The organism is Streptomyces rectiviolaceus, assembly GCF_039533825.1.
GTDB classification, from domain to species: domain Bacteria; phylum Actinomycetota; class Actinomycetes; order Streptomycetales; family Streptomycetaceae; genus Streptomyces; species Streptomyces rectiviolaceus.
Genome location: NZ_BAAAUG010000123.1, coordinates 26,607 through 37,697, shown reverse-complemented (window position 1 = coordinate 37,697; position 11,091 = coordinate 26,607). Strand labels below are relative to the sequence as shown.

10 protein-coding genes are annotated in these 11,091 nt (G+C 69.7%); 3 read left to right on the top strand and 7 right to left on the bottom strand.

Translation table 11 applies throughout. The annotated features are described in order from the left end of the window. Positions 1-55 precede the first annotated feature (55 nt). The 5 genes from ABD378_RS30185 to glyA are packed head-to-tail and all read right to left on the bottom strand — an operon-like array spanning position 56 to position 6,477. Positions 56-679 carry a sarcosine oxidase subunit gamma gene (locus tag ABD378_RS30185; RefSeq protein WP_344525888.1) on the bottom strand — a complete coding sequence of 208 codons (624 nt, stop codon included), beginning with the start codon at positions 677-679 and terminating at the stop codon, positions 56-58. Continuing rightward, the gene (locus ABD378_RS30180; RefSeq protein WP_344525886.1) at positions 672-3,578 is read right to left on the bottom strand and encodes a sarcosine oxidase subunit alpha family protein; all 2,907 of its coding nucleotides are present in this window, start codon (positions 3,576-3,578) and stop codon (positions 672-674) included. The genes ABD378_RS30185 and ABD378_RS30180 overlap by 8 nt, the downstream gene beginning before the upstream one ends. Next, positions 3,575-3,895: a sarcosine oxidase subunit delta gene (locus tag ABD378_RS30175; RefSeq protein WP_344525884.1), complete on the bottom strand. Its 321-nt coding sequence runs from the start codon at positions 3,893-3,895 to the stop codon at positions 3,575-3,577. Before ABD378_RS30175 ends, ABD378_RS30180 begins: the two co-directional genes overlap by 4 nt. A 12-nt stretch (positions 3,896-3,907) precedes the next feature. Further along, on the bottom strand, positions 3,908-5,128 hold the full coding sequence (locus tag ABD378_RS30170; protein ID WP_344525882.1) for a sarcosine oxidase subunit beta family protein: 1,221 nt from the start codon (positions 5,126-5,128) through the stop codon (positions 3,908-3,910). Continuing rightward, positions 5,125-6,477: a serine hydroxymethyltransferase gene (gene glyA, locus ABD378_RS30165; protein ID WP_344525880.1), complete on the bottom strand. Its 1,353-nt coding sequence runs from the start codon at positions 6,475-6,477 to the stop codon at positions 5,125-5,127. The genes ABD378_RS30170 and glyA overlap by 4 nt, the downstream gene beginning before the upstream one ends. A gap of 95 nt (positions 6,478-6,572) precedes the next feature. Here glyA and ABD378_RS30160 point away from each other — a divergent pair, with 95 nt between their 5' ends. Both ABD378_RS30160 and ABD378_RS30155 read left to right on the top strand, forming a co-directional pair. Further along, a complete protein-coding gene (locus ABD378_RS30160; RefSeq protein ID WP_344525878.1) occupies positions 6,573-7,238 on the top strand; it encodes a GntR family transcriptional regulator in 666 nt (221 codons plus the stop codon). 83 nt (positions 7,239-7,321) lie between these two features. After that, on the top strand, positions 7,322-8,644 hold the full coding sequence (locus ABD378_RS30155; RefSeq protein ID WP_344525876.1) for a low temperature requirement protein A: 1,323 nt from the start codon (positions 7,322-7,324) through the stop codon (positions 8,642-8,644). 42 nt (positions 8,645-8,686) lie between these two features. Here ABD378_RS30155 and ABD378_RS30150 read toward each other — a convergent pair whose 3' ends face one another. Together ABD378_RS30150 and ABD378_RS30145 are read right to left on the bottom strand one after the other, a co-directional pair. Beyond that, on the bottom strand, positions 8,687-9,361 hold the full coding sequence (locus ABD378_RS30150) for a nitroreductase (protein ID WP_344525874.1): 675 nt from the start codon (positions 9,359-9,361) through the stop codon (positions 8,687-8,689). A gap of 91 nt (positions 9,362-9,452) precedes the next feature. Then, complete coding sequence (locus ABD378_RS30145; RefSeq protein ID WP_344525872.1) at positions 9,453-10,049, bottom strand: TetR/AcrR family transcriptional regulator; 597 nt, start codon at positions 10,047-10,049, stop codon at positions 9,453-9,455. Positions 10,050-10,301: 252 nt separating this feature from the next. Here ABD378_RS30145 and ABD378_RS30140 point away from each other — a divergent pair, with 252 nt between their 5' ends. Beyond that, entirely contained in the window at positions 10,302-11,018 is a 717-nt protein-coding gene (locus ABD378_RS30140; protein WP_344525870.1) for an NADPH-dependent F420 reductase, read from the top strand. The last annotated feature ends 73 nt before the right edge of the window (positions 11,019-11,091 follow it).

Genomic DNA, 11,091 nt, shown 5'->3' with positions numbered 1-11,091 from the left:
GTACGGAGTCGTTGCGTGCGATGAGCCCTCAACGACCCGGACACGCTCGACGCCATCAGGGCATCTCCGGGCCGCCGTACTCGCTCATGGCGTCGATGAGCCAGCGCGCGAGGTAGTCGGCGAACGAGGCCCGGGGGAACAGGCGGTAGGCCGGTGCGCCGTCGACCTGCCACAGGAGTACGGGGATGGGGCCCACCGTGGTGGACACCGCCTGGCCCGGGCCGAAGGACCGAGGGTGCAGATCCAGCGGGCAGCCCTTCTCGAGCACCTGCCGGGCAGCCGGGCCGGTCAGCTCCAGCGTGGTGCGGTTCGCCGAGACGTCCACCACCGAACCGGGGTCTTCGTGCAGCGCCTGCCTCAACTCGGCGCTCACGGCGGCGCCTTCGGCCCGGGACAGGACGAGCCACTCGTCCGGGCCGAGCCAGAGGGCCGTGTGGGCGTCGGACTCGGTGGTGTGACCGCACTGTCGCGGGAGCGGCGCCCCCAGGGTCTTCCCGATGCGGTCCGCCGCTTCGGAAGCCGGATCGACGCGCAGGTTCACCATGGTGAGGAACGGCCGCTCGGTCAGCTCCACGGCGCGGGCGCCCGTGACCGTGGCGGCGCGCATCCGCCCCTCCAGATGTGCCAGCGGGCTGCGGCGCAGGCGCGTCGGACCGGGAGCCTCGGTCAGCTCAGCCATCTCGCTTGGTCCCTTCGGGGTCGTAGAGCACGGAGTCGGCCACCAGGACAGGCACCAGGTCATCGCCCACCGGGGCGATGACGGTCTCGCCGATCCTTGCCCGCCCGTCGGTGACGAGGGCGAGCGCGAAGGGGCGGCCGAGGGCCGGGCTGTGGTAGCTGGAGGTGACGTGGCCGAGCATCGGCACCGGCCCGGCCTCGGGGGTGAGGGGCACGTCCGGCGCGACGAGTTGGGTGCCTTCGGGCAGGCGGGTGCTGCGATCGTTCGGGAGCAGACCGACGAGCTGCTTGCGGTCGGTGCGGGCCGTGTCCGCGCGTGTGTAGGACCGGTTCCCGACGAAGTCCTTCCGCTTCGAGACCACCCAGGACATGCCCGCGTCCTGTGGCGTGACGGTGCCGTCGGTGTCCTGACCGACGATGATGAAGCCCTTCTCGGCCCGCAGGACGTGCATGGTCTCGGTGCCGTACGGCGTGATGTCGTACGGCCTGCCGATCGCGTCCACGTCCTCCCAGACGTCCAGGCCGTACCACGCGGATACGTTGATCTCGTAGGCGAGTTCGCCGGAGAAGGAGATCCGGCAGACGCGGGCCGGGACGCCGGAGGCGAGGGTGGTCTCCCGGAAGGCCATGAACGGGAAGGCCTCGTTCGACACGTCGATGTCGGGGGCGAGTTGGGCGACGACCTCGCGCGAGCGGGGGCCGACGACGGCGATCGTCGACCACTGCTCGGTCACCGAGGTGCAGTGCACGTCGAGTTCGGGCCACTCGGTCTGCAGCCACTCCTCCAGCCAGTCGAGGACACCGGCGGCGCCACCCGTGGTGGTCGTCATGAAGTAGCGGCCCTCTTCGAGGCGCAGCGTCACACCGTCGTCGAAGATCATGCCGTCGGGCTTGCACATGACGCCGTAGCGGGCCATGCCGGGCTTGAGCTTCTTGAAGGCGTTGGTGTAGATGCGGTTGAGGAACTCCCCCGCATCCGCGCCCCATATCTCGATCTTGCCGAGGGTGGAGGCGTCCATGAACGCCACCCCTTCTCGGGCCGCGCGGCATTCACGGGCCACTGCCGCGTCCATGTCCTCCCCCGGCCCGGGGTAGTACCAAGGGCGCTTCCACTGCCCGACGTCCTCGAACAGCGCCCCGTTGGCCACGTGCCAGGGGTGGATGGCCGTCGTGCGCTCCGGATCGAACAGCTCGCCGCGCTCACGCCCGGCCAGGGCGGCGAAGGCCACCGGTGTGTACGGCGCCCGGTAGGCGGTGGTGCCGATCTCCCCGGGGGACGCGCCCGCGCCGAGGGCCTCGGCGATCACGCCGATCGCGTTGACGCCGGACGTCTTGCCCTGGTCGTTGGCCGTGCCCAGTGAGGTGAAGCGTTTGACGTGCTCGACACCGCGCATGCCGGCGGCGGTGGACCGCCACACGTCGGCGACGGTGACATCACGCTGGAGGTCCACGAAGTGGGTGTCCCAGGTGGCGGGGTCGGAGGCGCCGTCGGGAGCGGGGACCAGCCACAGGGCGCGCATCTGGCCCGCCCCTCCCCCGGACCGCGCATCTTCGGGCGGCGGCACGGGAACCGGGAATCCGGCGTCCGTCGCGGCCAGCGCACCGGCCCGCCCTCCTTCGGCCAGCGCGGCGTCGAGTCCGTACGTCCCGCGGGCCGCTCCGACGACGTGCTGGTTGCGTACGGTGCCGTCGGGCACGAAGGCGACCAGGTCCTCGTCCCAGCGCAGGCTTCCCTGGCGCTGGCTGTGCAGGTGCACCACCGGGCTCCAGCCGCCGGACACGGCGAGCAGGTCACAGTCGAACGACTCGGGAGCGCCGGTGAGTTGACCGTGGTCGTCGATGGCCTGGACGGTGACGCCGGTGAGCCGGCTCTCGCCCGTGGTGTCGACGACGGTGCTGCCCTTCACCACCCGCGTTCCGGTCGCGGCGGCGACCTCGGATGCGCGGCGGGAGAGGGTGGGGCGCGCGTCGACGACGGCGGCGATGTCGATCCCGGCGGCGTGCAGGTCGGCGACCGTGTCGTAGGCACTGTCGTTGGTCGTGCTCACCACGGCCCTCAAACCCGGGGCCACGGCATACCGGTTGAGGTAGGAGCGCACGGCCGCGGCGAGCATCACTCCGGGGCGGTCGTTGCCCGCGAAGACCAGCGGGCGTTCGTGCGCGCCGGTCGCCAGGACCACCTGGCGGGCCCGGATGTGCCACAGCCGTTGGCGCGAGATGCCTTCGGACGGTTCGGGGGCGTCGGCGCCGAGGTGGTCGGTGCGACGTTGCAGGGCGAGTACGTAGTTGTCGTCGTAGCTGCCGAACGCGCTGGTGCGCGGCAGGAGGACGACATCGGGGGCGGCTTCGAGCGCCGCTCGTACGTCGGCGACCCAGTCGAGTGCGGGCTGCGCGGCGACCGTCTCGGTGCGTCCGGAGAGCAGACAACCGCCGGGTTCGGGCTGGTCGTCGACGAGGATCACGCGGGCGCCCGAATCGGCGGCAGCGGCGGCGGCCGCGAGCCCGGCCGGTCCCGCGCCGACTACCAGCACGTCGGTGTGCACGTACTTCTTGTCGTAGACGGCGGGGTCGGGGGTCGGGTCGAGCCGCCCCATGCCGGACAGCGTCGTGGCGGACAGGCCGTCGTACAGCTCCACGGCCGTCGCGGGCAGCATGCCCTCGGAACATGAACCACCGAGCTGTATCAGGGCGTTGGGCTCTTCGACGCCCGCGGCGACGATGCCGCGCGGGCGGCCGCGGTAGAGCGACGGGGCGGCTTCGACGATGCCGTTCGCCAGCATCGCCGATGCGACGGTGTCGCCGGGGTGGCCGGTCAGCTCCCGTCCGTCGACGGTGAAGCGCAGTGCGGTGCCGCGCTCGACGCGGCCCCCGTCCCCGAGCCGGAACTGCTGGTCGGTCATCGCTCTCCTCCGGCGGCCGGTGCGGCGAGGTCTGCGAGGTCTGTGAGGTCTGGACGCGGCTCGTCGCGCCGGTAGGTGGCGAGCACCTCGTAAGTGGCCGTGTCACGCAGGGCGTTGAACCAGCGGCGGCAACCGGCGCCGTGCATCCAGCGTTCGGCGAAAGGGCCCTTGGGGTTGTCGCGGTAGAAGACGTACTCGGCCCACTGCCGGTCGTCGAGGTTCGCGGGGGTCTCGGGGTAGGGGACGTGGGCCTGTCCCCCGTAGTGGTACTCGGTCTCGTCACGCGGACCGCACCATGGGCAGGTGATCAGCAGCATCGGATCCTCCTCTCAGTGGGCCACGGCGGCGGCGCCGTGTTCGTCGATCAGTGCGCCCGTGGTGAAGCGTTCGAGGGCGAAGGGGGCGTTGAGGGAGTGCGGTTCACCGGTGGCGATCGTGTGGGCGAAGGTCCAGCCGGCTGCCGGGGTGGCCTTGAAACCCCCGGTCCCCCAGCCGCAGTTGACGTAGAGGTTCTCGACGGGGGTGGCCCCGATGATCGGGGACGCGTCGGGGGTGACGTCGACGATGCCGCCCCAGGTCCGCAGCACGTGCGCGCGGGCGAAGACGGGGAACAGCTCGACCGCGGCGGCCATCTGATGCTCGATCACATGGAAGGAACCGCGCTGGCCATAGCCGTTGTACGTGTCGACGCCCGCGCCCATCACGAGTTCACCCTTGTGCGCCTGGGAGACGTAGACGTGCACGTGGTTCGACATGACGACGGTGGGGTGGACGGGTTCGTGGAGTTCGGAGACCAGTGCCTGGAGCGGATGGGACTGCACCGGAAGGCGTACGCCAGCCTTCTCGGCGAGGACGCTGCTGTGTCCTGCGGCGGCGAGCCCGACCCTCCCGGCGTTGATGCGGCCGCGGTTGGTCTCGACGCCCACGACCCGGTCGCCGTCCTTGACGAATCCGGTGACCTCGCACCCCTGGATGAGGTCCACGCCCATCTCGTCGGCCCGGCGGGCGAGCGCCCAGGCGACGTGGTCGTGCTTGGCGATGCCGGCCCGCGCCTGGAAGGTACCGCCGAGCACCGGATAGCGGGTGTCGGGCGAGACGTTGAGGATGGGACAGACCTTGGCGACCTCGTCCGGTTCGAGCCACTCGGCGTCGACGCCGTTGAGGCGGTTGGCGTTGACGCGGCGCACGCTCTCGCGGACGTCCTGGAGCGTGTGCGCGAGGTTGAGCACACCGCGCTGGCTGAACAGGAAGTCGTAGTCCAGCTCTTCGGGGAGCCGCTCCCACAGGCCCAGGGCGTGCTCGTAGATCGCGGCGCTCTCGTCCAGGAGGTAGTTGGAGCGGATGATCGTGGTGTTGCGGGCCATGTTGCCGCCGGCCAGCCAGCCCTTCTCCAGGACGGCGACGTTGGTGATGCCGTGGTTCTTGGCGAGGTAGTAGGCGGTGGCAAGGCCGTGGCCTCCCGCGCCGACGATGACCACGTCGTACGACGAGCGCGGCTCGGGGTTGCGCCAGAGGAAGTCGGGGTGCTCCGGCAGCGGCTCGGTGGTCATGCCGCGTCTCCGTTCCGGTCGTTCAGGTCGTTCAGGTCGTTCAGGTCGTTCAGGTGGGGGTAGAGGGGGAACGCGCCTGCGAGCTTCTCCACCCGGTCGCGCAGCAGGCCCGCGCGCTCGTCGCTGAACCGCTCGTCCTTCAGCGCCTCGGCGATGACGTCGGCGACCTCGCGGAACTCCGTCTCGCCGAAGCCCCGGGTGGCCAGGGCCGGGGTGCCGATCCGCAGGCCCGATGAGACCATCGGCGGACGCGGGTCGAAGGGCACGGCGTTGCGGTTGACGGTGATGCCGATGCGGTGGAGCCGGTCCTCGGCCTGCTGCCCGTCGAGGGCGGAGTTGCGCAGGTCGACGAGGATCAGATGGACTTCCGTGCCACCGGTCAGGACCGTGATCCCGGCCTCGGCCACATCGTCGGCGAGCAGCCGCCCGGCGAGGATGCGGGCTCCGTCCAGGGTGCGCTGCTGCCGCTCCCTGAACTCCTCGCCCGCCGCCGCCTTGAAGGCCACCGCCTTGGCCGCGATGACGTGCTCCAGGGGGCCGCCCTGCTGGCCGGGGAACACCGCGGAGTTGATCTTCTTGGCCAGGGCGGCCCTGCTGAGGATCACTCCGCCGCGCGGCCCGCCGAGGGTCTTGTGCGTGGTGGTCGTCACGACATCGGCGTACGGCACCGGGCTGGGGTGGAGGCCCGCGGCCACGAGCCCGGCGAAGTGCGCCATGTCGACCATCAGGTACGCGCCGACCTCGTCGGCTATCCGCCGGAACGCGGCGAAGTCGAGACGGCGTGAGTAGGCCGACCACCCGGCGACGATCAGCTTCGGCCGGTGCGTCCGGGCAAGATCCGCCACCTCGTCCATGTCGATCCGCAGGTCGCAGGCGCGGACGTGGTACGGCACCACGTTGTAGAGCTTGCCGGAGTAGTTGATGCGCATGCCGTGGGTGAGGTGCCCGCCGTGCGCCAGGTCGAGACCGAGGATCGTGTCACCGGGCTCCAACAGCGCGAACATCGCGGCCGCGTTGGCCTGGGCGCCCGAGTGGGGCTGCACGTTCGCGGCCTCGGCGCCGAACAGCTCCTTCACCCGGTCGATGGCCAACTGCTCGATGACGTCGACGTGTTCGCAGCCGCCGTAGTAGCGGCGTCCCGGATACCCCTCGGCGTACTTGTTGGTCAGTACGGAGCCCTGGGCCTCCATCACGGCAGCCGGGGCGAAGTTCTCCGAGGCGATCATCTCGAGGGTCGACTGCTGACGGTGCAGCTCGGCCTCGACGGCAGCGGCGACTTCCGGGTCGAAGGCACCGAGCGGGAGGGAGAGAGAAGGGGCGACTGTGGTGATCGACGGGTCCGTTGCCATCTGTGCACCATCCTGAGAGCCAACTAATGGGCAACTGATATATCAGCCTGTGCGGTAAGGTATGGGAGCTCGCGCGACAGGTCAAGGGGGCTTTCATGGAGCAGCTGGACACCGCGCCCAAGGGCGAGGAACTGTCCCTCGCCGAACGCGCCTACCGCGCCATCCGCGACTGGCTCGTCATGCTCGAGATCCGCCCTGGGGCACCGATCAACGAGGACCAGCTGGCACAGTCCCTCGGCGTCGGACGGACCCCGGTGCGCGAGGCGCTCAAGCGGCTCCAGTACGAGCGCCTGATCACGACGTACCCCCGGCGCGGCACCTTCGCCACCGACGTCAACATCACCGACCTCGCCCACATCTCAGAGGTGCGCCAGGAGTTGGAGCCTCTGGCCGCCGCCCAGGCCGCGCGGCGCGCCACGGCCACGGACCGGGCGGCCCTGACGGCGCTTCAGCAGGAGCTGGACGGCGTGGACTCCCGTCCGCACGACCCGGGCGAGCTCATGCGCCTGGACCTTCAGGTCCACCGCGCCATCTACGCGGCCACGCACAACCCGTATCTGGAAGACACCCTCGTCCGCCACGACAACCTGGCCACCCGCATCTGGTGCCTGTTCATCGACCGGCTGCCCGGCATGACCGGGCACGTCCAGGAGCACGGCCCCTTGCTGCAGGCGATCGTGGCCGGCGATCCCGACAAGGCGGCGCAGCTCACCCGCGACCATGTCGAGGGCTTCGAGCGGGCCATCCGCGAAGCCATCTGAGTCCACGTTGTTTCTGTTGTCGCGCGTGCCCCCGCCGTGCGGCGCGTGCCCGTGAACCGACGGCGTCAGAAATGATGCCGCACATGAATGACGACCAGCACACCAGCAAGGCCGGCACGGCCGGCGATCCCGAGAAGGCCGGTAAGGCCGGTAAGCGTGCTCTTTCGCGACGGCTGATCCCGATGACCGGCCGCGACCCGGAGGAACACGGCCGGACCTCATCGCCGCTTGAGCTCCTGTTCGACCTCACCTTCGTGGTCGCCGTCGGCACCGCCGCGTCCCACTTCGCCGAGATGGTCGCCGCAGGGCACACCGGCCAGGCGGTCACCGCGTTCCTCCTTGCGATGTTCGCGATCAGCGTCGCCTGGATCAGCTTCAGCTGGTTCGCTTCCGCGTTCGGCACCGACGACTGGCTCTACCGCGCCCTGACGATGCTGCAGATGATCGGCGTCGTCGTCTTCTCGCTCGGCCTGCCTGCGATGTTCCACTCCGTCGAAGAGGGCGGACACCTGGAACTGCGCGCGATGGTCATCGGATACGTCGTGATGCGGATCGCGATGGTGCTGCAGTGGTGGCGCGCGGCCCGGGAATCCCCCGCGTTCCACGACGTAGGGATGGCCAACATCCGCTGGACCATGATCGTGCAGGTCGGTTGGCTCGTCGTCGCCTTCGTCCATCTGCCGCTCACAGCGGTGTTCGTCGCCTTCATCGCGCTCGGGACACTCGAACTGGTGCTGCCGGTGCTCACCCAGAGGCGTGCGGGCGGCACACCGTGGCACCCGCACCACGTTGCCGAGCGGTACGGCCTGTTCGCCATCATCACGCTCGGCGAAGGGGTCGTCGGCACCATCGCTTCATCCGGCGACCTCCTGGGAGGCGGGGACGGGACACACTGGAGCGGGAACGCGATCGCCGTCATCATCTCCGGCGTCGGACTCACCTTCGGCATGTGGTGGGTCTACTTCTCCACCCCGTTCGGTGACATCCTCGTCCACCGTCGCGGCCGCGGCTACCTGTTCGGCTACGGACACATCCCGCTGTTCATCGGAATCGCCGGTGCCGGGGCGGGACTGCACGTGGCCGGCCTGCACCTGGAACACCACGCCAAGCTCAGCGACGTCGCCGTTGTCCTGTCCCTGGCCCTCCCGGTCGGCCTCTACCTTTTGATGGTCTATCTGCTGCACACCTTGCTGCTGTCCGCGGCAGACCGATTCCACCTGCTCTTGATCTCCCTCACGCTCGCCGTACTGCTCGTGGCCGTCCTCCTGGCCGCGGCCGGCGTCGCGATCGCGGTGTGCCTGCTCGTCGTCATGCTCGCGCCTTTCGTCACCGTGATCGGCTACGAAACGGTCGGCTACCGCCACCAGCAGCAGATGCTGGAAGCACTCGGTACGCAGGCTCGCTGAGACGGTCAGGCAAGGACCGCGTACCGGCGACGGGCCGAGCAACTACCCCTCGTCGAGGACTCCAGGGGTGTCGTGCAGGACGACGCTCTGCTCAAGCGGGACGCGTCCCATGTGGAAGCCGTTTGCCGGTGCGGCCAGGTCGGCCGTGCCGAAGGAGATGCCGAACAGCAGCTTGAGCTCCTCGGGAACACCCAGGAACTCGCGGACGGTGTCGGCGTAGAACCCGAGCATGGTCTGCGGAATGCCGCCGAGCCCTCGGGCCGTCAGCGAGAGCAGGAAGTTCTGTGCGTACATGCCGATGTCACCGGCCGCCCGCACCCCGTCGCCGAACGCGGGCATGAAGAGAAAAGCGGCGTGTGGGGCGCCGTGGAACTGCAGGTTCTCACGGGCCGCCGCCTTCCTGGCTTCCCGGTCCGAACGCGGTATTCCCAGAGCCTGGTAGAGGGTCGCAGCATGGTCGTGCGCCCGGTCTAGGTAGGTGCCATCGCCGAAGTCGGCGTAGCTGAAGGAGAAGTCGGAGGAGAGCCGCTCCTCCTCATCGGCCTTGAGCAGTTCCTTGCTCAGGGCGTCGCGCGCCCCACCCGAGACCACATGCACCGTCCACGGCTGGGTGTTGCAGTTCGACGGGGCGGCTTGAGCGTCTTCCAGCACGCCGCGGATGTCCGAGGCGGGCAGGGGGGCGGGGTGGAACTTCCGGACTGAGTATCGGGATCGCACGATGTCGGTGATGGGCGAAGCTGTGGCGGGCAAAGCGATTCCTTTCGAGGGGGGCCCGTTCCGGGCATCGTGGCTGGCTGGGGCCGGCGGCCTACTTCTCGTCGTCCTGGCCGCGGTATCCGCTTTCGATGAGCGCGCGCAGACGGTCGAGCGCCTCCTCATCGGTGGCGCCGGTGCCCTTGATCCAGGCAACGGAGACGGCCGCGAGGAACAGGTCGTACCCCTTCACCGACGGGCGCGCGTGCCCCGCACGTTGTGCGGCCCGTACGTACGCGTCGGTGGTGGTGATGAGGTCATCGCAGGGAAGGGTGAGCGGGTTGCCCGGTTCCCGCTCGCGAGCCGCGGCCATGAGCGGTTCCGGCAGCCCGCTGAACGCGCTGAAGTACTCCTCCATGGCCCGCAGCCACTGCCGCAGCATGTCGGCGGCGTCACTGAGCTGCGCGATGTCCGCCCGGCGGGCCACCAGCTCCTCGGAGCGCGTCTGCAGCACGGCCGCAAGCAGCGCCTCCCGGGTCGCGAAGTGCCGGTACAGCGTGGCGGGCCCGACACCGGCCTCCTTGGCCACTGCCTCCAGGGAGGCGCCGACCCCGTCCCTCAGGAAGTGACGCTGCGCCGCCTCCAGGAGGGCCGCACGGTTGCGCTGGACATCCGCACGGGGCTTGCGCCCCTGTTGCCCCTCGACACCCATACGTCCTCCTGCCTCATGTGCTCATCTGCCTCATGCGTTCCGGCGGATCCCGGCGGATCCCGGCGAAACGGAGGATGGCTCCGTGCGTTTCGAGCGTAAAGCGGAGGCAGCATCCGGTCAACTCGGCACCCCTCCCCCTCCGCATCGGGCGCACCTCTTTGACAATACGGATGCCGCCTCCATATTGTCGAAAGCAAATCGGATACACCCTCCGTTTCGCTCCACCTCGACTGACACGAACAAGGAGAAACGATGCCGACTCTGGGAATCATCGGAAGCGGAAACATCGGGACTGCGGTCGCGCGACTGGCGGTGGCGGCGGACATCGACGTCGTGATCGCCAACTCGCGCGGCCCACAGAGCCTGACGGACCTCGTCGGAGAGCTGGGGCCAAAGGCCCGCGCAGGCACCGTCGAGCAGGCCGCCGGCGCCGGAGAGGCGACCCTGCTCAGCATCCCGCTGACCGCGTACGGCTCGCTGCCCGATGACCTGCTGCGGGGCCGGACCGTACTGGACACCGGCAACTACTACCCCCACCGCGACGGCCGCATCTCCGAGCTCGACGCCGAAAAGGTGACCACATCCGCATGGGCACAGGAGCTCCTGCCGGGCGCCCTGCTGGTCAAAGCCTTCAACAACATCCTCGCCCACCACATCCCCCAGCTCGCCCGGCCCGCCGGAGCCCCGGACCGCAGCGCCCTGCCCATCGCCGGCAACGACCCCGACCCGAAGGCTCGGGCAACCGAACTGATCGACCGGCTCGGATACGACAGCGTCGACGCCGGAACGCTCGACGAAAGCTGGCGCTTCGAACCCGAGGCCGGCGCCTACACCCGCATCTATCTCGCCGATCCCGACGTACCGGCCGACCGCATCCTCAAGGCCCCCGCCGCGCCGCTCCCGGCCGACAAGCTCCGCGCCGCACTCGAAACAGCCCAGCGGGTGAAAGTGGCCGAGCGCGCGTTCTAAGAGCCCTTGCCCAGCCCGCCCAGGCAGTGTTGTCGCACCTGGACCTGGGGATCCCGCGAGTCGCGATGAGTTC

What these genes read in the sequence shown, in the direction of transcription:
- ABD378_RS30140 (WP_344525870.1), top strand. Translation starts at nt 10,302, where the DNA reads ATGCCGACTCTGGGAATCATCGGAAGCGGAAACATCGGGACTGCGGTC.
- ABD378_RS30145 (WP_344525872.1), bottom strand. Translation starts at nt 10,049, where the DNA reads ATGGGTGTCGAGGGGCAACAGGGGCGCAAGCCCCGTGCGGATGTCCAG.
- ABD378_RS30180 (WP_344525886.1), bottom strand. Translation starts at nt 3,578, where the DNA reads ATGACCGACCAGCAGTTCCGGCTCGGGGACGGGGGCCGCGTCGAGCGC.
- ABD378_RS30175 (WP_344525884.1), bottom strand. Translation starts at nt 3,895, where the DNA reads ATGCTGCTGATCACCTGCCCATGGTGCGGTCCGCGTGACGAGACCGAG.
- ABD378_RS30185 (WP_344525888.1), bottom strand. Translation starts at nt 679, where the DNA reads ATGGCTGAGCTGACCGAGGCTCCCGGTCCGACGCGCCTGCGCCGCAGC.
- glyA (WP_344525880.1), bottom strand. Translation starts at nt 6,477, where the DNA reads ATGGCAACGGACCCGTCGATCACCACAGTCGCCCCTTCTCTCTCCCTC.
- ABD378_RS30160 (WP_344525878.1), top strand. Translation starts at nt 6,573, where the DNA reads ATGGAGCAGCTGGACACCGCGCCCAAGGGCGAGGAACTGTCCCTCGCC.
- ABD378_RS30170 (WP_344525882.1), bottom strand. Translation starts at nt 5,128, where the DNA reads ATGACCACCGAGCCGCTGCCGGAGCACCCCGACTTCCTCTGGCGCAAC.
- ABD378_RS30155 (WP_344525876.1), top strand. Translation starts at nt 7,322, where the DNA reads ATGAATGACGACCAGCACACCAGCAAGGCCGGCACGGCCGGCGATCCC.